The sequence below is a fragment of the Bacillus licheniformis DSM 13 = ATCC 14580 genome, from assembly GCF_000011645.1.
Classification (GTDB): domain Bacteria; phylum Bacillota; class Bacilli; order Bacillales; family Bacillaceae; genus Bacillus; species Bacillus licheniformis.
In genome coordinates, this window is the sequence record NC_006270.3 from 342,257 (window position 1) to 363,580 (window position 21,324).

General features: G+C 45.7%; 21 protein-coding genes. 15 read left to right on the forward strand and 6 right to left on the reverse strand.

The window, feature by feature from the left end; all coding sequences use genetic code 11:
• Positions 1 to 207: 207 nt before the first annotated feature.
• The 3 genes from TRNA_RS23315 (at position 208) to TRNA_RS23325 (ending at position 3,587) form a co-directional block, all read left to right on the forward strand.
• A complete protein-coding gene (locus tag TRNA_RS23315; RefSeq protein ID WP_003178742.1) occupies positions 208 to 1,167 on the forward strand; it encodes an L-lactate dehydrogenase in 960 nt (319 codons plus the stop codon).
• A gap of 49 nt (positions 1,168 to 1,216) precedes the next feature.
• Entirely contained in the window at positions 1,217 to 2,839 is a 1,623-nt protein-coding gene (locus TRNA_RS23320) for an L-lactate permease (protein ID WP_026080770.1), read from the forward strand.
• Positions 2,840 to 2,948: 109 nt separating this feature from the next.
• Positions 2,949 to 3,587 carry a LysE family translocator gene (locus TRNA_RS23325; protein ID WP_025807200.1) on the forward strand — a complete coding sequence of 213 codons (639 nt, stop codon included), beginning with the start codon at positions 2,949 to 2,951 and terminating at the stop codon, positions 3,585 to 3,587.
• Here TRNA_RS23325 and TRNA_RS23330 read toward each other — a convergent pair whose 3' ends face one another.
• Entirely contained in the window at positions 3,588 to 4,922 is a 1,335-nt protein-coding gene (locus TRNA_RS23330) for an amino acid permease (protein WP_003178746.1), read from the reverse strand.
• A 165-nt stretch (positions 4,923 to 5,087) separates the two neighbouring features.
• Between TRNA_RS23330 and nadE the strand changes: the two genes are divergently transcribed.
• From nadE to TRNA_RS23365, 7 genes are all read left to right on the forward strand, one after another.
• Positions 5,088 to 5,906 carry an ammonia-dependent NAD(+) synthetase gene (nadE, locus tag TRNA_RS23335; RefSeq protein ID WP_003178747.1) on the forward strand — a complete coding sequence of 273 codons (819 nt, stop codon included), beginning with the start codon at positions 5,088 to 5,090 and terminating at the stop codon, positions 5,904 to 5,906.
• Positions 5,907 to 6,028: 122 nt separating this feature from the next.
• Complete coding sequence (locus TRNA_RS23340; RefSeq protein WP_009330247.1) at positions 6,029 to 6,562, forward strand: shikimate kinase; 534 nt, start codon at positions 6,029 to 6,031, stop codon at positions 6,560 to 6,562.
• A 291-nt stretch (positions 6,563 to 6,853) separates the two neighbouring features.
• Complete coding sequence (locus TRNA_RS23345) at positions 6,854 to 7,624, forward strand: nucleotidyltransferase domain-containing protein (RefSeq protein ID WP_011197528.1); 771 nt, start codon at positions 6,854 to 6,856, stop codon at positions 7,622 to 7,624.
• A gap of 355 nt (positions 7,625 to 7,979) precedes the next feature.
• On the forward strand, positions 7,980 to 8,891 hold the full coding sequence (locus tag TRNA_RS23350) for a proline dehydrogenase family protein (RefSeq protein ID WP_170865397.1): 912 nt from the start codon (positions 7,980 to 7,982) through the stop codon (positions 8,889 to 8,891).
• A gap of 23 nt (positions 8,892 to 8,914) precedes the next feature.
• Positions 8,915 to 10,465: an L-glutamate gamma-semialdehyde dehydrogenase gene (gene pruA, locus TRNA_RS23355; RefSeq protein ID WP_011197529.1), complete on the forward strand. Its 1,551-nt coding sequence runs from the start codon at positions 8,915 to 8,917 to the stop codon at positions 10,463 to 10,465.
• A gap of 130 nt (positions 10,466 to 10,595) precedes the next feature.
• A complete protein-coding gene (gene putP / locus TRNA_RS23360; protein WP_016886072.1) occupies positions 10,596 to 12,044 on the forward strand; it encodes a sodium/proline symporter PutP in 1,449 nt (482 codons plus the stop codon).
• Between the two features lie 160 nt (positions 12,045 to 12,204).
• Positions 12,205 to 13,449: a PucR family transcriptional regulator gene (locus tag TRNA_RS23365; protein ID WP_003178760.1), complete on the forward strand. Its 1,245-nt coding sequence runs from the start codon at positions 12,205 to 12,207 to the stop codon at positions 13,447 to 13,449.
• A 37-nt stretch (positions 13,450 to 13,486) separates the two neighbouring features.
• Here the strand turns inward: TRNA_RS23365 and TRNA_RS23370 are convergent, their stop codons facing one another.
• Both TRNA_RS23370 and TRNA_RS23375 read right to left on the reverse strand, forming a co-directional pair.
• On the reverse strand, positions 13,487 to 14,332 hold the full coding sequence (locus TRNA_RS23370) for a TIGR03943 family putative permease subunit (protein WP_003178762.1): 846 nt from the start codon (positions 14,330 to 14,332) through the stop codon (positions 13,487 to 13,489).
• A 4-nt stretch (positions 14,333 to 14,336) separates the two neighbouring features.
• Complete coding sequence (locus TRNA_RS23375) at positions 14,337 to 15,248, reverse strand: permease (RefSeq protein ID WP_003178764.1); 912 nt, start codon at positions 15,246 to 15,248, stop codon at positions 14,337 to 14,339.
• Positions 15,249 to 15,414: 166 nt separating this feature from the next.
• Between TRNA_RS23375 and TRNA_RS23380 the strand changes: the two genes are divergently transcribed.
• From TRNA_RS23380 to TRNA_RS23390, 3 genes are all read left to right on the forward strand, one after another.
• Complete coding sequence (locus TRNA_RS23380) at positions 15,415 to 16,371, forward strand: acetylxylan esterase (RefSeq protein ID WP_003178789.1); 957 nt, start codon at positions 15,415 to 15,417, stop codon at positions 16,369 to 16,371.
• A gap of 86 nt (positions 16,372 to 16,457) precedes the next feature.
• Positions 16,458 to 16,886, forward strand: coding sequence for a MarR family winged helix-turn-helix transcriptional regulator (locus TRNA_RS23385; protein ID WP_003178790.1), 429 nt, complete (start codon positions 16,458 to 16,460; stop codon positions 16,884 to 16,886).
• Positions 16,877 to 17,218: a DUF3147 family protein gene (locus TRNA_RS23390; protein ID WP_003178792.1), complete on the forward strand. Its 342-nt coding sequence runs from the start codon at positions 16,877 to 16,879 to the stop codon at positions 17,216 to 17,218. The genes TRNA_RS23385 and TRNA_RS23390 overlap by 10 nt, the downstream gene beginning before the upstream one ends.
• A 103-nt stretch (positions 17,219 to 17,321) precedes the next feature.
• Here TRNA_RS23390 and TRNA_RS23395 read toward each other — a convergent pair whose 3' ends face one another.
• The 3 genes from TRNA_RS23395 to TRNA_RS23405 all read right to left on the reverse strand — a co-directional run bounded on the left by TRNA_RS23395 (position 17,322) and on the right by TRNA_RS23405 (position 19,755).
• Entirely contained in the window at positions 17,322 to 17,882 is a 561-nt protein-coding gene (locus tag TRNA_RS23395) for a hypothetical protein (RefSeq protein WP_003178794.1), read from the reverse strand.
• A 302-nt stretch (positions 17,883 to 18,184) separates the two neighbouring features.
• Positions 18,185 to 18,868: an amino acid ABC transporter permease gene (locus TRNA_RS23400; RefSeq protein WP_003178799.1), complete on the reverse strand. Its 684-nt coding sequence runs from the start codon at positions 18,866 to 18,868 to the stop codon at positions 18,185 to 18,187.
• 11 nt (positions 18,869 to 18,879) lie between these two features.
• Positions 18,880 to 19,755 carry a transporter substrate-binding domain-containing protein gene (locus tag TRNA_RS23405; RefSeq protein ID WP_003178801.1) on the reverse strand — a complete coding sequence of 292 codons (876 nt, stop codon included), beginning with the start codon at positions 19,753 to 19,755 and terminating at the stop codon, positions 18,880 to 18,882.
• 183 nt (positions 19,756 to 19,938) lie between these two features.
• Between TRNA_RS23405 and TRNA_RS23410 the strand changes: the two genes are divergently transcribed.
• Together TRNA_RS23410 and TRNA_RS23415 are read left to right on the forward strand one after the other, a co-directional pair.
• Positions 19,939 to 20,490, forward strand: a complete 552-nt coding sequence (locus tag TRNA_RS23410) for an NAD(P)H-dependent oxidoreductase (RefSeq protein ID WP_003178803.1) — start codon at positions 19,939 to 19,941, stop codon at positions 20,488 to 20,490.
• Between the two features lie 96 nt (positions 20,491 to 20,586).
• Entirely contained in the window at positions 20,587 to 21,312 is a 726-nt protein-coding gene (locus TRNA_RS23415; RefSeq protein ID WP_003178804.1) for an AAA family ATPase, read from the forward strand.
• Positions 21,313 to 21,324 lie beyond the last annotated feature (12 nt).

Genomic DNA, 21,324 nt, shown 5'->3' on the forward strand with positions numbered 1-21,324 from the left:
ACCGTCTTTTGCAACGCGTTTATCAATTTTTCTTTAGACATAAGGCATATTTTTACCAGAAAATGTACAAATTTAAGGAAGAAATACGTGGAGACACAAAATAGACATAAATAAAATTGAAAAAGTATGTGAAGTATTGCACAATATGAATGTGAAGAATTTCACAAACAGCTTAGTTTAAAACAAACGGCAAAGGAATGATGAGTCATGAGAAACCAAAAAGTCAATCGTACAGTTTTGATCGGTGCGGGTTTTGTTGGAAGCAGCTATGCATTTACGTTAATTAACCAAGGTATCACAGACGAACTTGTGATCATTGATTTAAATAAAGACAAAGCAATGGGCGATGTTATGGATCTCAACCACGGTAAAGCATTTGCTCCGCATCCTGTGAAAACATGGTACGGCACATATGATGACTGCAAAGAAGCTGATATTGTCTGCGTATGCGCCGGAGCGAACCAAAAGCCGGGTGAAACCCGCCTTGATCTAGTCGAAAAGAACTTGAAAATTTTTAAAGGAATCATCGGAGAAGTCATGGCCAGCGGTTTTGACGGCATCTTCCTCGTCGCTACAAACCCTGTCGACATCTTGACTTATGCGACTTGGAAATTCAGCGGCCTTCCAAAAGAACGCGTCATCGGAAGCGGCACAACGCTTGACACTGCCCGTTTCCGCTACTTGCTCAGCGAGTATTTCGGTGTCGCTGCCCACAATGCGCACGGCTATATCATTGGTGAACACGGAGATACGGAGCTGCCTGTCTGGAGCCATGCGAATATCGGCGGAGTTCCCGTCAGCGACTTGCTGAAAAGAAATGAGAAATACAAAGCGGAAGATCTAGATGAACTGTTTGACAATGTAAAAAACGCCGCTTACCACATTATTGAGAAAAAAGGCGCGACATACTACGGAGTTGCCATGAGCCTCGCACGTATTACGAAAGCGATTTATCGAAATGAAGAAGCAATTTTGACCGTGAGCGCTCATCTTGATGGTGAATTTGGAGAAAATGATGTTTATATCGGAGTTCCGGCGGTTGTCGGCCGATGCGGAGCGAGGGAAATTGTTGAGCTCGATCTGAACGAAAAGGAAAAACAACAATTCAAGCATAGCGCAGGTGTGTTAAAAGCAATTTTAAAACCGCATTTTGAACTGCAGGCGTAACTGAACACCATGAAGATACTAACATCATGAAGATTGCGAGATGATGAAAATGTGGCAGCAGATATACGATCCGTTTGGAAATCTGTTTATCAGCGCTTTTGCCGCCATACTGCCGATTCTTTTCTTTCTTCTTGCACTGACCGTGTTGAAGATGAAAGGAATCATTGCGTCATTTTTGACGCTGGCGGTCAGCTTTATTGTAGCGGTGTTCTTCTTTCACATGCCGGCTGCGAAAGCTGTCTCCGCCGTTTTACTTGGAATTGCTAACGGCCTTTGGCCGATCGGATATATTGTCCTGATGGCTGTATGGCTTTACAAAATTTCTGTCAAAACCGGAAAGTTTAAAGTGATCAGAGCGAGCATTGCCGGAATTTCGTCCGACCAGCGGCTTCAGCTATTGCTGATCGGGTTCAGTTTTAACGCCTTTTTGGAAGGTGCGGCAGGCTTCGGTGTGCCGATTGCGATCAGCGCCGTTCTTCTTGTCGAGCTTGGTTTTAAACCTTTGAAAGCGGCATCCCTATGTTTAATAGCGAATGCGGCATCCGGAGCCTTTGGAGCCATCGGAATTCCGGTTATCACAGGAGCGCAGATGGGAGGCTTAACACCGGTTGAGCTTTCCAGAACGCTCGCTTTGATGCTGCCGGTCATCGCTTTCTTTGTCCCGTTCCTGCTCGTTTTCATATTGGACGGGTTTAAAGGAATAAGGGAAACGCTGCCGGCTCTTCTCGTATTAAGCGGAAGCTATACGGCGGTGCAGACTTTAACAATGATTAGTTTGGGGCCGGAGCTTGCCGACATTTTGGCCGCTTTAATCAGCATGGGAGCGCTGGCGCTGTTTTTGAAAAAGTGGCAGCCGCGCCACATATACAGGGAAACCGGGAATGAACATGTGCCCGCTGAAAAATATCGTGCAGCAGACATTATGAACGCTTGGTCACCGTTTTATATTTTGACCGCCGTCATTGCGGTGTGGAGCCTGCCCGGTTTTAAGGGGCTTTTTCAGGAAGGCGGATTCCTGAAGCAAACGACAATTTTATTCAACATGCCTTTTCTTCACCGGGAAGTGCTGAAAACGCCGCCGATATCTCCGGAACAGGCACCGCTTGATGCTGTGATGAAGCTTGACTTCATTTCAGCGACGGGTACGGCGATCCTGATCGCGGTGATCATCACGATTGTGATGAGCCGAAACATCAGTTTCCGCGGAGGACTTTCCAGTCTGAAAGAGACGGTCAAGGAACTGTGGCTTCCCGTTCTCACCATTTGCTTTGTGATGGGTTTTGCAAACTTGGCCAATTATGCCGGATTGAGTTCAACCATCGGACTGGCGCTCGCCAAAGCGGGGGATATCTTTCCGTTCGTCAGTCCCGTATTGGGCTGGATCGGTGTCTTTATCACAGGTTCAGTCGTCAGCAACAACGCATTATTCGGCCACCTGCAAGCAGTCACCGGAGCGCAAATCGGGACAAGTTCGGCTTTGCTGCTTGCCGCAAATACCGCGGGAGGCGTGATGGCCAAGCTGATCTCACCGCAGTCGATTGCGATTGCAACAGCCGCGGTTAAAGAGACAGGGCAGGAATCAAAGCTTTTCAGCCAAACCGTTAAATACAGCCTGGTTCTGCTTTTCATCATTTGCATTTGGACGTTTGCGCTATCAAAGCTTGGCATATAAAGAAGAGCCTTTTCCCATTGCGGGAAAAGGCTTTTTAAGCTGCTTGTTCTATCATGTCCTCTTTTTGAATACATTGTACAAGTTATCCGCGGAAGGGGGACGCGATATGTTGAACATCTTCCTGAGCTATGTGTTTTTGGGTTTGTCATTGGCCGCACCAGTCGGACCTGTGAATGCCGCGCAGATCGACAGAGGCATGAAAGGCGGATTCTTTCATGCCTGGCTGTTTGGCCTTGGCGCTGTAACGGCGGATGTCCTATATATGGCTTTAATCTACTTTGGAGTTGCGCAATTTTTGACAGCGCCATTCTTAAAAACGTTTTTATGGCTGTTTGGTTTTTTTGTTTTGACCTATACGGGGATCGAGAGCCTGGTCAAGGCGAAGGAAGTATCGCTGATGAGAGGTGCGGGAGAGAAAGGGTCATACCGCAAATCTTTTTTGTCGGGGCTGGTAATCTCCCTTTCAAACCCGCTGAGCATCATGTTCTGGCTCGGCATTTACGGAAGCATTTTGGCGAAAACGGTAGAGGCGTACGAATCATACCAGCTGCTGATCTGCAGTTCAGGCATTTTAATCGGACTTTTTCTGTGGGACTTGGCCATGTCTTTTCTAGCCGGGACATTCAGAACATTTTTAAGCCCGCGGATGATCCAGGGAACGACTTGGCTCGCGGGCATCAGTCTGATCGTATTTGGATGCTACTTCGGCTATCAGGGAATTCTCGAACTGCTGCAGGCGGGGCGCTGATCATGTCTGCCCGTTTTTCTCTTCCTGATCCGCCCACTTTTTTTTCATGAGCATCGTCACAGCAGCAATAACGGCAAGAAAGAGAAGGCTCACAAAAAAACCGGGTCTGCTGTTTTTTTCAAATAACGTACCCGAAACGGCGAACAAAATCAGGACGAGCGCTGTGACAATCTGGACATTCCCTTTCATTTTCGGTTTTGTGAGCTTTTTGCTGGAAAGCAGGATAAACATCCAGTTATAGAGCAGCATCAAGCTGGCGGCCGTCGTCATGTGTTCATAAAGCTGCTTCGGCAAAATGAGCGACAAGACGATGGAAGCAGCGAGAACGAGCACTGTCAGGCCGAGTGCCGGCCACGATACTTTCGCCTTTTCTTTTTTGGCAAAGCAGGCCGGTGCATCCCCGTTTTTCGCCATTGTTCCCATCAGTGTGGTGACGGCGAACAGGGAAGCGGTCAGCGTTGAAAAACCGGCAATAATAAAAATGCCGTTGAAAATATCCATGATCAAATCGAGATGAAAGTCTTTTAATGACGTAATAAACGGGCTGTTCTGTTCGGTGAATGTTCCGCGTGGTACAAGGAGCATGGCCAGCCCGATCGATACGACGTAGACCACAGCAAGGGTTATGAGCATCAGGCTGCCTGACTTTGATGAATCCTTCGGGTCTTTTAAGTGAATCGCCATCAGACCCATGACTTCGATTCCTCCATAAGCGTAAAATGTATAAATCAACCCCGTCCACAATCCCATAAAGCCGAAAGGAAACAATTCGTGAACCCGGTCAGGGAACTGCACTTCAGGCGTTTTTCCAGGCAGCAGCCCGCACAATGCCAAGACAGCGATGATGATAAACATTAAAATGGCCGCCGTTTTCAACACGGCCAATATGTTTTCCGTTTTTTCAAAGCTGCTGCGCCCTGTGAAAATGACGATCAATCCGAGAATCGCATAAATAGAGGCGAACACCCACAGCGGAATCTCGTTAAACCAATGGCGCGTAAACAGGGAAATCGCTGTCAACTGGCTCCCGATGATCAGCATTTCCGATGACCAGTAGACCCAGCCATTGCTAAACCCCGCCCAATTGCCGAAGGCCTCTCTGGCGTAAGAACAAAAAGACCCTTCAACAGGATGATCTGCCGTTAATTTCGCCAGCTGCTGAAAAACAAGAAAAGTGCCAAGGGCAGCAAGAAGAAAGGCGGCTAATACGGAAAAGCCGCTTTTCTTAATCGCGATGCTTGAGCCGAGGAAAAACCCCGTTCCAATTGTGCAGCCGACCCCGATCATGGACAGCTGCCACCATTTTAAATCTCCTTTTTTCGCTTGTCGTTTCATCGTTTCAACCCCTCTAATCTTCTTGTTATTTTGCCAGGGGGCTCCGTTTTTATTCGCAAAGGGGGAGGTTCTTTGCGCACCTCAATATTCACTTTGAAATGAGACATATGCTATAGTTAAAGACATAATCATTACGGTTCATTCAGTCAAAAGGAGGAGTGACGGATGACTTTACAAGAAAAAATCATGCAGGAACTGAATGTAAAGCCTTCTATCGAACCGAAACAGGAAATTGAAAAAAGGGTCGGTTTTTTAAAAAGCTATTTGAAAAAAACGGGTGCCAAAGGCTTTGTTTTAGGCATCAGCGGAGGACAGGACTCCACATTGGCGGGCAGGCTGGCCCAGCTGGCTGTTGAAGAATTGAGGGAAGAAGGCATTCAGGCGGAATTTATTGCGGTCCGCTTGCCTTACGGTGTTCAGCAGGATGAAGATGACGCCCAGCTGGCGCTGAAATTTATCCAGCCGGACAAGTCTTTTGCTTTTGACATTGCTTCAACTGTAGGTTCATTTGCTGCTCAATATCAGTCAGTCACGGGAGAGGCGCTTGCCGATTTTCACAAAGGCAATGTAAAAGCGAGAGTCCGGATGATCACCCAATATGCGATCGGAGGTCAAAATCAGCTGCTGGTAATTGGGACAGATCATGCTGCAGAAGCTGTTACCGGATTTTTTACGAAATACGGAGACGGGGGCGCAGACCTTTTGCCGCTTACAGGACTGACAAAGCGCCAGGGCAGAAGCCTGCTGGAAGAGCTGGGAGCGCCGGAGCGGCTTTATACGAAGTCCCCGACCGCCGATTTGCTTGATGAAAAACCTCAGCAATCCGATGAAACAGAGCTCGGCCTGACATATGATAACATCGACGACTACCTTGAAGGAAAAGCCGTCTCCAGCGAGGTGGCAGAGGCCATCGAAAAACGCTACAAGGCATCCGAGCACAAACGCCAAGTCCCTGCTTCAATGTTTGACGACTGGTGGAAATAAGCTAAAAAGAGGCTGAAGTCAGCCTCTTTTTTTATTAACAGGCACCCTATATCATTACAGATGGAATTGTCATATACTTAAGATATTTGATTCCTTTATGCAGGGAGGAGTAGAAGCTGGAAATGAATGCCGCAATAAGAGATAAGAATATTGTGCTGATCGGGTTTATGGGCGTCGGAAAAACAACCATCGGCCAGCTTGTGTCAAAGAAATTAGGCCGTGACTTTATCGATATCGACCACGAGATCGAAAAAGACTTTCAAATGACCATTCCGGAGATGTTTCAGCAAAAAGGGGAAGCGTTTTTCAGACAGACGGAAAAAGAATATATTTTTCAGATGTGCGAACATACAATGGGCAACATCGTATCCTTAGGGGGCGGCGCTTTTCAGCAGGAGGAAATCAGAAAGAAGTGCCTCGAACACTGCTTTGTCATCTTTCTTGATTTAAGATGGGAGAATTGGAAGCAGCGGATGGATCTCTTGATTGAAAACAGGCCGGTTCTTCATAACCGCACAATTGAAGAAATGAAACAGCTGTTCAATGAAAGAAAGAGCATTTATGCATTTCACCATTTAAAAGTGGAAACCGATAACCGGTCTGCCGAAGAAACGGCCGACTATATTGTGGAGATGCTAAAGCTTGGTCAATCTTAAACAAACGTTTAATTAAGCTAAATATACCGGAATAAGCAAAGAGCCAATGGTCTGTCTGATCATTGGCTCTTTCCGTTATCCGCAGATGAATGCCGGATTTTTCGGCCTTGTTTGACCGTTTGTCCGTTTGATACAGTATAGGGGATCAGGATGGGCATCACGTTACACCCCGCCACCAATTTTTCCCTGGATAAGGTTTTTCCGCCCCTAAGGCTTTAAAAAAGTCGCTTATTGCCGGCCCGGACACTATAATGTAAATAATAGAAACGATAGACTGGCGGTGTACTTATCATGAAACAGCGAATTGAAGAAGAACTGAAAAACATTGAAGCAACATATGGCGTCAAAATCCTCTATGCCGTTGAATCTGGCAGCAGGGCATGGGGCCTTCCTTCACAGGACAGCGATTACGACGTCAGATTTATTTATGTCCATCAAAAAGACTGGTATCTGTCAATTGATGCAAAGCGCGATGTGATTGAACTGCCGATTGACGATTCTCTCGATATCAGCGGCTGGGAGCTGACAAAAGCGTTAAGGCTGTTCCGGAAATCAAATCCTCCGCTTCTCGAATGGCTCTCTTCGGGAACCGTTTATTATGAAGCCTATTCGCTGGCAGAAAAAATGAGGCGGCTCAAAAGCCGCGCCTTTTCTCCAGTCTCCTGTATGTACCATTATCTCAATATGGCGTCGGGAAATTTCCGAGACTACCTGACGCGTGAAGAAGTGAAAATCAAAAAATATTTTTATGTACTCCGCCCGATTCTGGCTTGCCAGTGGATCGAAAGCCGCCGGACGGTTCCTCCGATTGAATTTCAGGTTTTGCTTGACGAACTTACGGAAGACGGACCGCTGAAAACAGAAATCCATCAGCTGCTTGAAAGGAAAAAGAAAGGGGAGGAGTTCAATCTTGAACCTCAAAACCCCATTCTCCACGAATTTATTGAGCGTGAACTTGAGCGGCTTCAGACAGTTGCCAAAGCATATAAAACGGATCATGAAGATCTGACGCAGGAGCTTGACCGTCTGTTTAGAGAAACGCTAGACGAGGTGTGGGCATAAAATGATATTCCCTTTAAGTATTCTTAAAGGGTTTTTTCTTTGTATCCATAGGGAAATGGTTTAGTATAACAGAAAGCGTTTTCAGAAAAAGCGGGGCGGAACGGCAGCAAGGCCATTCGCCAAAAACGCATTCTGTTCTTTACCGAAGTTTCTTCCTGATTCTATTGTTGTATACCATCCAAGTTTTAGGAAGAAAGTTTCTGAAAAAATCCCACCAGATGTAAAACATTGTGGAAAAACCACAAAAATCGTCAGCTTTTTTGTTTTTTCGAAATATTGTGAATCGACCCTTGGCTCTTATAAAATTAAGAATATAAAGAAATATTTCATGAGATGGCGGGGTGTGATAATGGAAGTGATAACAAGAGACTTTTTCCTATTCTTATCTAAAAGCAGCATCCTGAATCGCCTGGCGAGAAATTGGGGGAGTTCCGTCGCGACCGGAAAAATTATCGGAGGAAAAGATTTTGAAGCTTCAATTCCGATTATTAAGGGGCTTAACGAACAAGGGCTGACTGTGACAGTCGATCACTTGGGCGAATTTGTGAACAGCAGGGAAGTCGCAAGGGAGCGCACGCAGGAATGCATTCGGGCCATTCAGCTGATTGCTCAGGAACAGCTTAATTCACATGTTTCATTAAAGATGACGTCATTGGGACTCGATATTGACCTTGACCTTGTCAGGGATAATATGAACAGTATTCTGGAATGTGCCGAGCAGCACCAAGTGATGGTCACAATCGATATGGAGGATGAAGTGCGCTGCCAAAAGACGCTTGACCTCTTTAAGGAGTTCAGGCAGAAATACGAGTATGTCAGCACCGTCCTGCAGGCTTATTTGTACCGGACCGAACAGGATTTGGAGGAGCTCAATTCATTAAATCCGTTTTTCCGTCTTGTGAAGGGAGCTTATAAAGAATCGCCGAAAGTGGCTTTCCCTGACAAAAAGGATGTGGATGAGAATTACAAAAAGCTCATTAAAAAGCAGCTGCTGAGCGGCCATTACACAGCTATCGCAACTCATGACGACAAGATGATTGATTTCGCCAAAGAAATTGCGAATGAGCATCAAATCGGCAAAGACCGCTTCGAATTTCAAATGCTGTACGGGATGCGCAGCAAAACTCAGCTGGAACTGGTGAAGGAAGGCTACAATATGCGCGTGTATCTTCCTTACGGAGACGACTGGTACGGATACTTTATGAGACGGCTTGCTGAGCGGCCTGCCAACATCGCTTTTGCGTTTAAAGGCATGACGAAGAAATAAAACGATAAAAAGGGGAGATTAGCATGACAACACCTTACAAACACGAACCATTTACAAATTTCGGGATCGAAGAAAACCGGAAGGCATTCGAAAAAGCTCTGGAAACGGTAAATAACGAATGGCTGGGTCAGTCCTATCCTCTTGTTATCGATGGAGAAAGGTATGAAACGGAAAACAAGATCGTATCGATCAACCCTGCAAACAAAGAAGAAGTTGTAGGCACGGTATCCAAGGCTACTCAGGATCATGCGGAAAAGGCCATTCAGGCGGCTGCGAAAGCGTTTGAAACTTGGAGATACACAGATCCTGAAGAAAGAGCGGCTGTTTTATTCCGCGCGGTTGCCAAAGTGCGCCGCAAAAAGCATGAGTTCTCTGCGCTTTTAGTCAAAGAAGCAGGAAAACCTTGGAATGAAGCGGATGCGGATACGGCAGAAGCGATCGATTTTATGGAATACTATGCGCGGCAAATGATTGAGCTTGCGAAAGGAAAGCCGGTTAACAGCCGTGAAGGCGAACGAAATCAATATGTGTACACACCGACTGGTGTTACGGTTGTTATTCCGCCTTGGAACTTCCTGTTCGCGATCATGGCCGGAACGACAGTTGCGCCGATCGTGACAGGAAACACAGTTGTACTGAAGCCTGCAAGCGCAGCGCCTGTCATTGCCGCAAAGTTTGTTGAAGTGCTTGAAGAAAGCGGACTTCCAAAAGGAGTAGTCAACTTCGTCCCTGGAAGCGGAGCTGAAGTCGGGGATTATTTGGTGGACCATCCGAAAACAAGCATCATTACGTTTACCGGTTCAAGGGAAGTCGGAACGCGCATTTTTGAGCGTGCAGCGAAGGTTCAGCCTGGTCAGACCCACTTAAAACAAGTGATCGCTGAGATGGGCGGAAAAGATACGGTCGTCGTTGATGAAGACTGTGATATTGAATTGGCTGCACAATCAATTTTCACATCTGCCTTCGGCTTTGCAGGCCAAAAATGTTCAGCAGGTTCACGGGCTGTCGTGCATGAAAAGGTATATGACGAAGTATTGAAGCGCGTGATTGAAATTACGGAGTCCAAGAAAGTCGGAGAGCCCGACAGCGCGGACGTTTACATGGGACCTGTCATCGATCAGGCATCCTTTAACAAAATCATGGACTATATCGAAATCGGAAAAGAAGAAGGCCGCTTAGTCAGCGGAGGAAAAGGCGATGATTCAAAAGGCTACTTCATCGAACCGACGATCTTTGCCGATTTAGATCCGAAAGCCCGGTTAATGCAGGAAGAAATTTTCGGACCTGTTGTTGCTTTCTCAAAAGTAAGCAGCTTTGATGAGGCGCTGGAAGTTGCCAACAACACCGAATACGGCCTGACAGGCGCGGTCATTACTAAAAACCGCGATCATATCAACAGGGCAAAACAAGAATTCCATGTCGGAAATCTGTATTTCAACCGCAACTGTACAGGGGCGATCGTCGGCTACCATCCGTTTGGCGGTTTCAAAATGTCGGGAACCGACTCTAAAGCGGGCGGACCTGATTATCTTGCGCTTCACATGCAGGCGAAAACGATCAGCGAAATGTTTTAAGGTGTAAGAAAAGGGGTTAAACAGGGGGACGAAGGCAGCCTATTATAGGCTGCCTTCAAAAAAAGAGAAATTAGTCTAAAAATTTAGATAAACGGCATCTTGGGGGGAGATTCTTATTCAGAACGTACAATTGATCATTTCCATCGTGATTTACATGGTAGGGATGCTTTATATTGGGTATTACGCTTACAAACGGACAGCAAACCTCTCAGACTATATGCTTGGCGGACGAACGCTCGGGCCTGCTGTCACGGCGCTCAGCGCCGGCGCATCAGACATGAGCGGCTGGCTTTTGATGGGGCTGCCGGGCGCCATGTTTGCAACAGGCCTGAGCGGTTCGTGGATTGTCATCGGACTCGTACTCGGCGCTTGGGCGAACTGGATATTTGTAGCGCCGCGTCTAAGGTCATACACCGAAGTAGCGGGCAATTCAATCACTATCCCTGCATTTTTAGAAAACCGTTTTCATGACAAATCAAAGATCCTGCGAATATTTTCCGGAGTCGTCATTATTACCTTTTTTACGTTTTATGTATCATCTGGAATGGTTTCCGGGGGCGTTTTATTTAACAGCATATTTAATTTGGATTACCATGCAGGGCTGTGGATCATTTCAGGCGTTGTCGTGGCCTACACGCTTTTCGGCGGGTTTTTGGCAGTCAGCTGGACGGACTTTGTCCAAGGCATCATTATGTTTGTCGCGTTAATTCTTGTTCCGATTGTGACGGTCATTCAGACGGGAGGACCTGGAGAAGCCTTCAGCGAGATCCAGTCGATCGATCCAAACCTCCTCAATATTTTTAAAGGTACGAGCGTCCTCGGCATCATCTCCTTGTTCTCATGGGGCCTCGGCTATTTTGGACAGCCTCATATTATCGTGCGCTTTATGGCGATATCCTCCATCAAGGAAACGAAGAAAGCGCGCCGGATCGGCATGGGTTGGATGATCTTTTCAAGTGCGGGCGCACTGCTGACCGGATTGCTCGGTATTGCGTATTACTCGAAGAACGGGCTTCACTTGGATGATCCGGAGACCATCTTCATTCAATTGGGTAACATCCTGTTTCACCCTCTAATCACAGGATTTTTAATCTCGGCGATTTTGGCAGCGGTTATGAGTACAATTTCCTCCCAGCTGCTTGTGACATCAAGTTCTCTAACTGAAGATTTATACAAAACACTATTTAAGCGCTCTGCATCTGATAAAGAACTCGTCTTTTTCGGACGGCTTTCGGTTTTGGCGGTTTCCATTGTCGGACTCTGTCTCGCCTGGACAAAAAACAATACGATTCTCGGTCTTGTCAGCTATGCTTGGGCGGGTTTCGGAGCGTCGTTCGGCCCCGTGGTCATCTTAAGTTTGTTTTGGAAGAGGATGACAAAATGGGGGGCGCTTGCCGGAATGGTTGCCGGAGCGCTTACCGTCATCATTTGGGCGGAAGCCGGGCTTTCCGATGTTCTTTATGAAATGATTCCGGGCTTTGCCGCCAGCTTGCTGTTTGTGTTTGTCGTCAGTCTATTGACGTCAAAACCGGAGCAGCAGGTGCTTGATGAATTCGAGCAATACAAACAAACGCTGTAACGATGACGGAGATGGGGAACCATTCTCCGTCTCTCTTTTTATAGGCCTTCTCCCCCTTCTAACAGGGGATTGATCCCATTTTTTTAAAAGTCGCATATAAGTCTATACAAGAGTGTAAAGGAGAAGTATGATTAAGTTAAAAACGAGTAGGAGAAAGGATATGGAAGAGCTATTAGAACAAGTTGTTTCTCTTTCAAACATTAATGAGATCATTGACTTTATCAGCGGGGAGCTGAAAAAGCCGGTCATACTGGAAAGCGCAGATTTTTTCTTATTAGCTTACAACTCCTATTATATTAACCATTTTGATGCAGCAAACCAGCAAACGATTTTCTCCAAAAAATGTCCGCTGCCGATCTTTGAAAAGTTCGTCGAAGAAGGCATTATTGATCAATTGAAAACGATTCCGACTCCTTTTCGGGTAAAACAGATTGAAGAAATCGGCTTAAACCAGCGGGTTGTCGTCAGCGCCAAGCATAAAGACGAAATAATGGGCTATATCTGGGTGCAGGAGATTGAAGACAACCTGTCTGATGAAGAGCTTGATTTCTTATATCAAGCTTCCTTTCATGTCGGGAAGATCATTTATAAGAAAAAACGCCTCAAACAAGAAAAAGAAGAACAGGCGGAAGAGCTTTACAAAAAGGCAATTAACGATCAGTTTCAAACGGAAAAAGAGCTGAAGGCCGCCGCCGATAAAGCGAACGTCGTCCTGCCGGCCGTGTTTACCGTCATGGTGCTTCAAGTCGTTGACGGGGAGGATGAACTGCTCGAAGATCTAAAGGAAACGATCCGGTCTTATTTAAACCTGAAAGACAACATCAGTCACGTACTGGAGGATCATTCGAATATCGCAATCATTGTCGGCAGTGTGTCGCGCAAGCGTTCCGCGCTGGCCGCTGCCTCAGAACTGATCAACCGTCTGTTGACCCATCTGCGCTCGCAAATGCTGCCCCTTATTTTGATCGGGGTCGGCAATGAGTACAGCAGCCTGCTCTCCCTCGGCAAAAGCTACAGAGAGGCGCTCCAAGTGACGAAAGCAGCGGAGATCACGGGAAGCCAAGAACACATTCCCTATGAATATCAAAAGCTCGGGCTTTTCAAATATCTTGACCAAATCGCCGCAAAAAACGATCATCTGCAATATGTAAACCCGGACCTTCAGCTGCTGAAAGAAAAAGATAAAGAAAGCCACACCGAATTTTTAAGAACGCTTGAAATCTATCTCGTCAACAATTGCAAGGTCAAGCCATCCGCAGAACAGCTGTTTATCCACCAAAACACGCTCAACTACCGAATTAAACAAATATTGGAAATGACATCGATTGATCTCAATGATTTTAATACAAGATGTCAGTTGTTTATCGATTTAATGCTGATGAAGAAAGCAGGCTACAAATCGTAAACAGAAAAAGAAAAGCCGGTACATGAAGTGCCGGCTTTTAATATGTCCGATAAACGTAAGGATCTTTCGGCTCTTTTATTGCAGACCAATCCTTCACTTTCAGCACGGGAATTGTAGATTTGAAAGGCTGATAGTATTCGGAAGACAGCGTTCCTTTTACATGAAGCCACTGGTCGTCTTTAATATCCATATTTTCAGGGAACTCGACCAGCATGCCATAGACGCCGGAGTCGGCGATGCAATGAATGATGCCGAAGCGGAGGACAAACAGCTGTTTGTCACTGATCGCTTCCCCTTTAAAAGCAAAGCCGTCGAATTCGAGCGTTCGGTCAAGGAATTCTCCCGGATAATGATAGATCGTTTCCATGCCCTTCAAAAAATCATCATCTTTTAATGTAATATGCTGTTTTTCTTTATACTTTTTCAGCGCTTTATTCATCAATTCATCATACCCATCCTGGCCGTAGTAGATGCTTGTGTCGGGGCGCAGGTACTGGGTTTGGGCATAATGCTCCGGCTGTTCGATCGCTTTGAACGAGAAGCCCTTCGACTTGACGATATTGGAATCAAGCGTCGCTGCCGGCAGAAAAAGTCCGGTGCATAAAGGGAAGAAGAACACGAAATAAATGAACATTCTTTGCAGAAAAGGCTTATCTTTTTCATGATCGTGGTCATGGCCGCATCCGCATTCATGGTTACATCCTTTTTCATCCGAGCTTTTCATATAAATGTAGAATTGCACAGCTGTCAAAATGGCCAGAAGAATAATAGCGATGTATGAAAGGTAAGCGTATTTCATATTAATATATTTTGTCAGATTGCCGGATGCATGAAGATGAAAAAAGAAAAACGTAAACAACATTAAAATGAATGTGCGAAACATGTTCTCACCCCTTTACCAACAGTGATCCGGCTAAGACAATAACGGCGATGTAGGGGATTAAGACAAACACAAAGCGCTTTTTGAAGATGCCGAGCATCATCAGCAGATTTTTGATGTCCACCATCGCTCCGAATACGAGAAAGGCGATGAGGGAGCCGAGGGAAAACGTACTGCTGAAAGAAGAAGCGATAAAAGCGTCGACCTCTGAACAAAGGGACAGCACAAATGACAGCCCCATCATAACGAGGGAGGAAGATACATCATTCTGCCCGATCGCCAAAAGAGTCGATGTTTTAATATACGTCTGCATCGCTGCTGCGACAAATGCGCCGATGATCAAATATTTTCCGACTGAGAAAAACTCGTCAACTGCATGGCGGAGCGTCCCGCCGAGCTTTTGCAGGAAAGACTGGCTCTCATGGACATGGTGGTGATGTCCGTGCGTCCCGTTTTCGATCAGCTGATTCCCTTTAAATTGATAAGAGATGATCAGCCCGGCAATGAGAGACACCGCAATCGCCAACCCGCCCCGGTAGAACACGACATCCCATTTGTTTCCGAAAGCGATGAATGTCGAGAATAATACAATCGGATTGATGATCGGGGCCGTCAGCATGAAGGCGACCGCCGCATGAAGCGGCACTCCCTTTAAAAGCAGCCTGCGGGCAATCGGAACGATGCCGCACTCGCAAGCCGGAAACAATACCCCGGCAAATGTTCCTGACAAAACGGCGAGAAATCGGTTTTTCGGAATGATTTTCGCCATCATCTCCTCCGTCACAAACATTTGAATCAAACCTGATATAAAAACCCCGATCAAGACGAACGGAATCGCTTCTATTAATATACTGATAAATATTGAGTTCAGCTGCAGAAAGGATTGTGAAGCCACAAAAAAACCTCCGCGCAAATCCATATTTTTAGTTTCAATCTAGCATTATAACATAAATTGAAAAAAGCGGTTTTGTGTGGCGGGGGTCAGATAATGGGAGGCGCATGAGTAACAGAATCAATACACAGCCTTGAAAGGGAATGTTATGATAAGAATATTCAAAAAATGAAAAGAAGAGGGGAAAGAAAAGATGCAGCAGCCTTATGATATGCCGCTTGAACAGCTTTATCAGTATAAACCTGAACGGACGGCACCGGCCGATTTTAAAGAGTTCTGGAAGGGTTCATTGGAGGAATTGGCAAATGAAAAAGCGGGACCGCAGCTTGAACCGCATGAATATCCGGCTGACGGGGTAAAAGTCTACTGGCTTACATACAGAAGCATCGGGGGAGCGCGAATTAAAGGCTGGTACGCAGTACCCGACCGCCAAGGGCCTCATCCTGCGATCGTCAAATACCACGGCTATAACGCAAGCTATGACGGAGACATTCACGATATTGTCAATTGGGCTCTTCACGGCTATGCGGCATTCGGTATGCTGGTCCGCGGACAGAACAGCAGTGAAGATACAGAGATCTCTCATCACGGACATGTACCCGGCTGGATGACAAAAGGAATCCTCGATCCGAAAACATATTACTACAGAGGGGTCTATTTAGATGCCGTACGAGCAGTCGAAGTGGTCAGCGGTTTTGCTGAAGTCGATGAAAAGCGGATCGGGGTGATCGGGGCAAGCCAAGGAGGCGGGCTGGCCGTCGCGGTTTCGGCGCTGTCCGATATTCCAAAAGCAGCCGTGTCAGAATACCCTTATTTAAGCAATTTTCAACGAGCGATCGATACAGCGATCGACCAGCCATATCTCGAAATCAACTCCTTTTTCAGAAGAAACACCAGTCCGGATATTGAGCAGGCGGCCATGCATACCCTGTCTTATTTCGATGTCATGAACCTTGCCCAATTGGTCAAAGCGACCGTACTCATGTCGATCGGACTGGTTGACACCATCACTCCGCCATCCACCGTCTTTGCGGCTTACAATCACTTGGAAACGGATAAAGAAATAAAAGTGTACCGTTATTTTGGACACGAATACATCCCGCCGTTCCAAACCGAAAAGCTGGCGTTTCTGAGAAAGCATCTGAAATAAATAAAAGCGAACACCCGGTGAAGCCGGGTTTTTTTATGTCTTGATTTAAGAATATATCGTATTATAAGATGTAATTAGAGAGGGTGATGAAAGTGAATACGGAACAAACCATAGAAGTGATGAATCAGAACTGGACGGATATTTACTACCATCTGCACATGAAACATGATGATCAATTGTCTCACCAAGCGGTTCGGATGCTTCAGCATATCGAAAAAAACCGCTTTGTGACCATTGGCCATTTAGCAAGATTGTTGGATGTCTCTCATAATACGGCATCAGAACATGTGAAAAGACTAATACAAAAAGGGCTTGTACAGAAAAACAGGGACAGCAGCGATGAACGCAAAGTCTACGTCACGTTAACGCCTGAAGGTGAAGAAGCAGTGAAACGGCATACGAGACTTAATCCGAAAAAACTGCAAAAGGTGCTGGAGCAATTAAATGAGGAAGAAGTCGAAATGGTTAAAACAGCATTTTCCTTGTTAAGCCGGGAGGCAAAATCATGTTTTTAATAGTAAAAATCGGGGTTTCTGCAATATTGATTGCCATTATAACCGAGATTGCACGAAAATCGCCTGAAATGGGCGGAATGATTGCGGCTTTGCCGCTTGTCAGTCTGCTGAGTTTATTTTGGCTGAGTGTACAAGGGGAATCTTTAAAGCATTTAAGCCAATTTGCGAAAGGCGTGCTATGGGGGTTTCCAGCCACAGCGGTTCTTCTTTTGATCGTGGTTTTGAGTTTAAAAGCATCATTCCCGGTTATCATTTCTGTTGTATTTGGAATATGCGGATGGGGCGGGTGTTTAATGCTGCAAAAGGCTCTCATCCATGCAATATTCGGGTGAAAGGCGGGTTGTCCTTTGGTATAAGGAGCTGCCTGTGCTGCCGCACAAGCAGCCTAAGAAGGTCCGGCGGGGGGATGGAACGGAATAACATTCCGGTCCGAGTCTACCACGTATAAAGCCTGGAGTAGTAAATCATCCTCGCCGGAAAAGGAGCGTCCCGGTATGCTCCGTCCGGCGGGATGGATGTCGACAGAAATCGGAAATAATTGCTCCCGAGTATTTTTAAGTTTATCGGATAAGTCTGGACGGTTTCAGGAGCGAGTTCGTAGGAGAATGCTTGAGCTTTAGTTTGACTGATCATGAACTCTTGATATTCTCCATTTTGAAAGTAATATAAATAGCCCTTTAAACGATGCGCTTCCTGGTTGACCAAAGAGATATACAGACCTTCTCGGCCGGATTTTTCAACGGGGTTTCCTGCTTTGTCAGACAGGTAAATCAATCCCGTTTGAGATGCGCTTCCGCTGTATATTTGACAGTTAACGGGTTCAATATAAGCAGGGTGTGCCGGCAGCCGGTCAGGATGCGGAGCATGTGAAATCAATTCAAAATAGTAGGGCGCTACATAGTCGGCATCCCGATTCCATTTGCAATCGCACTCAGCCTTTGGATCGAACATGAAGGTCTGGGTGATGATATAAACGATATGTCTGCCCGCGGGCACATGCTGGAGCCTGATGTTGATTTCCTTGGACGAATGAGCGGGAACGATGAATGGAAAGGTTTGCGAGGGCCGGTCATTTCCTTCAAAGAAGACGGATATATGAATTCGGTCTTCCTCATTCGCATGGTTGCAGTAGACGTATGAGGCTTGGAAATGGCCAGATGAATCGGTTTGATAGCTTACTTTGTTTCTGTCGATCGTATAAAGGTTTTCTGCGTGAAAATGAGTTGATCTGAGGAAATGAATAATACCGCCTCCGTTTCACAGTATAGTAAGCCGCCGGAGTACCCGGCAGCTTCATATTATTTTTTGATATAAACCTCTGTCCGCTTTTCCAGGAAATCCTGGAGCAAAGCGATCCCCGAGCAAATGGCCCAGTAAATCAAGGCAACTAAAATGTACATCGTCATATAGTCGAATTCCCGTCCGCCGACGATTTTTGCCTGCTGAAACAATTCAGGCACGGTGATCATGGCGGCCAGGGAAGACGCTTTAACGAGATCAAGCATCACGTTCGCAAGAGGCGGGAGCGCAATCCTAACCGATTGAGGGACAATCACGTGGCGCATCGTCTGCCAGTAGGAGAATCCGACCGATTTTGCAGCGTCCCACTGCCCTCTGTCAACGGACGACAGGGCCGAGCGGATAATCTCGGCAATGTATGCGGCGCTGTTGATGCTGAAGCCGATTAAGGCAGCAGCCAAAGCCGTAAATTGGATTCCGATATAAGGAAAACCGAAATAAAGGATAAATAGTATGACAAGGATCGGAACGCCTCTCATAAACGAGATATAGATTCTTGCCGGCCAACGAAGCAAAGCGAGCCCGGACATGCGCCCAAGCGCGATGAAAAAACCGAGAATTAAACCGGCAAACATGCTCGCAAAAGAAATGAAAAGCGTATTCCATATGCCTTGCATCACATAAGGAAACGATTTCGCAGCCAATTCTGCATTAAAAATATACTCCCATTGAATAGAGCCCAATTTAAATCCCTCTATTTATTCACATCGACATCGATATAGTCGATATCCTGCTTTTTCGAAACATCGGCACCGCCGAAAAACTTTTTCGAAATCTTTTTGATTGTGCCGTCCTTCAGCATTTCATCAATCGTTTTGTCGAATTGTTTTTTAAGTTCAGTGTTTCCTTTTTTCATGATCATGCCTTGCTGATGCGGATAGTATTTAAGATCGGGATGAATTGTCAGATCCAGATCAGGCATTGCGGCGAGCGCGAGCTTTTGAAGGTAGTAGTCGTTTAAGATGACGTCGGTTCTTCCATTCGCTACATCCTTTAAAAATTGATCATTTGTCGCGTTGTCGTAAATGACTTCCTCTGCTCCGTATTTGCGTGCGATATCCATGTAAACTGTCGTAGCTGCACCAGCGGCTTTCTTTCCTTTTAAGTCCTCAAGCGTGTGGATGCCTGATAAGTCTTTTTTGCGGACGATAGCCGTTCCGAATGAATATTTATAAGGCGTAGAGAACAAAAACTTTTCTTTGCGGTCGTCTGTCATCGTAATATCGTTGGCGGCAGCGTCTACTTGTCCGCTCCCCACCGCAGTCAGCATGCCGTCAAAGCCCATTTCTTTAAATTCGACATCCAGGTCGAGCCGTTCAGCCGCTTCACGGATGACTTCAACTTCGTAGCCGGTCAGCTTGTCCTTGCCGGAATCAGTGTCATGATATGAAGTGGGGTAAAGGGTTCCTGAAGTCGCTACCACGATCTTCCCTTTTTCCTTTATCTCATCCCAGGCCGTTTTTTTGTTTTCAGCCTTATTTTGAGCTGTGCTGCATGCAGCTGTTATAAGAGCAAGCGCCAACACAGTTATCAACAATGTAATGCGCTTATACGTATGCAATTTATTCACTTAAAACAATCCTCCTATTCCTTTAGTCAAGTAAACCATAGCACTGAAGTAGGGATTAGGCAATAAGATAATTAGTATTGGGAAAAAATAAAATGATTGATTGTGCAACCTGCTTTACTTTTTAAGGTGAAAGATGGAATCATAAAGGTATTGGCAAATTGAAACATAAGGAGGATAAGAAAGATGAAAAATATTTTAATCATCAACGGGCATGAAGCCTATCCCCATGCAAGAGGACAGCTCAATCACACTATTTTTACAGCGATGGCGGACAAGCTGAGCGAAAAATATGAAGTGAAAAAAACAGTGGTGGCAGACGGCTATCAAATCCCGGAGGAACACGAGAAATTCAAGTGGGCTGATGCCGTTATTTATCAGACGCCTGTTTACTGGTTCAGCGTTCCTGCTTTATTTAAAAAATATATTGATGAAATTTATGAGTACGGGCTTTTTTATCAAGGGTCTGAAGACTACGGAAGAGGCGGACTGTTTACCGATAAAAAGTATATGTTTTCAACCACATGGAACGCGCCGAAGGATGTATTCTCCAAGGCGGGGACATTCTTCGAAGGTAAAAGCCTTGATGAAGCGCTGTTTCATTTGCACAAAATGCAGGAATTCATCGGCATGAAGCCTTTAAAAACATTCTCTGTCCATGATGTAATCAGCAATCCGCAAGTGGATCAATATTTAGCTGATCTGGACGCCCATTTAAAAGAAGTATTTTCGATTTAAGTAAAGAGGTTTGTGCACAAGCGCAGACCTCTTTTTTTCGTTACCCTCCAAGAAAACGTGATACAGTTGAGTAAAAGCAAAGCAGGGGGTGTCCGCATGTTTTTAAAAAAGCTGACTTTACTTCGGGAAGGAGTTCCTTCTTATGCAAAATATCCATTTTCAATTCCTGCTATTCAACATTTAAAAGAACTGACGTTTCAAAAAAACGTAACATTTTTTGTCGGGGAAAACGGATCGGGCAAATCGACGCTGCTTGAAGCAATCGCAGATAAATGCGAATTTAACACAGCCGGCGGGGGAAGAAATAACACATATGAAGTGTACGGCTCCGGATCGGCTCTTGGAGACTATATCAGATTGTCGTGGCTTCCCAAAGTAACAAACGGCTTTTTTCTGCGCGCTGAATCTTTCTATCATTTTGCCACTCATATTGATGAAGTGGATATCACGGGATTTCGAAGCTACGGAGGCAGATCTCTTCACGAGCAGTCGCACGGCGAATCTTTTTTATCGCTTTTCAAGCATCGTTTTAAAGAAAAGGGGATTTATCTTCTAGATGAGCCTGAAGCGGCCTTATCTCCGGCAAGACAGCTGGCATTCTTGAAAATCATTCATGATTTGACGAAATCCAGCCAGGCTCAGTTTATCATCGCTTCCCACTCCCCCATTTTATTAGGGTATCCGGAAGCCGAAATCTTTAGTTTTGATGGTGAACAAATCGCTGAAGTGAACTATGAGGATACGGATCATTACACTTTAACCAAGTATTTTCTTCAGCACCGGGAAAAGCTTTTGGCGGAGCTGTTTTTAGATGACGTTTGATCTGAAACGCGT

Bases quoted from the DNA above. Each gene is read 5' to 3' on its own strand.
- TRNA_RS23315 (WP_003178742.1), top strand. From the start codon at position 208: ATGAGAAACCAAAAAGTCAATCGTACAGTTTTGATCGGTGCGGGTTTT.
- TRNA_RS23320 (WP_026080770.1), top strand. From the start codon at position 1,217: ATGTGGCAGCAGATATACGATCCGTTTGGAAATCTGTTTATCAGCGCT.
- TRNA_RS23330 (WP_003178746.1), bottom strand. From the start codon at position 4,922: ATGAAACGACAAGCGAAAAAAGGAGATTTAAAATGGTGGCAGCTGTCC.
- nadE (WP_003178747.1), top strand. From the start codon at position 5,088: ATGACTTTACAAGAAAAAATCATGCAGGAACTGAATGTAAAGCCTTCT.
- TRNA_RS23340 (WP_009330247.1), top strand. From the start codon at position 6,029: ATGAATGCCGCAATAAGAGATAAGAATATTGTGCTGATCGGGTTTATG.
- TRNA_RS23345 (WP_011197528.1), top strand. From the start codon at position 6,854: ATGAAACAGCGAATTGAAGAAGAACTGAAAAACATTGAAGCAACATAT.
- pruA (WP_011197529.1), top strand. From the start codon at position 8,915: ATGACAACACCTTACAAACACGAACCATTTACAAATTTCGGGATCGAA.
- TRNA_RS23365 (WP_003178760.1), top strand. From the start codon at position 12,205: ATGGAAGAGCTATTAGAACAAGTTGTTTCTCTTTCAAACATTAATGAG.
- TRNA_RS23370 (WP_003178762.1), bottom strand. From the start codon at position 14,332: ATGTTTCGCACATTCATTTTAATGTTGTTTACGTTTTTCTTTTTTCAT.
- TRNA_RS23375 (WP_003178764.1), bottom strand. From the start codon at position 15,248: ATGGATTTGCGCGGAGGTTTTTTTGTGGCTTCACAATCCTTTCTGCAG.
- TRNA_RS23380 (WP_003178789.1), top strand. From the start codon at position 15,415: ATGCAGCAGCCTTATGATATGCCGCTTGAACAGCTTTATCAGTATAAA.
- TRNA_RS23385 (WP_003178790.1), top strand. From the start codon at position 16,458: ATGAAAGTGAATACGGAACAAACCATAGAAGTGATGAATCAGAACTGG.
- TRNA_RS23390 (WP_003178792.1), top strand. From the start codon at position 16,877: ATGTTTTTAATAGTAAAAATCGGGGTTTCTGCAATATTGATTGCCATT.
- TRNA_RS23410 (WP_003178803.1), top strand. From the start codon at position 19,939: ATGAAAAATATTTTAATCATCAACGGGCATGAAGCCTATCCCCATGCA.
- TRNA_RS23415 (WP_003178804.1), top strand. From the start codon at position 20,587: ATGTTTTTAAAAAAGCTGACTTTACTTCGGGAAGGAGTTCCTTCTTAT.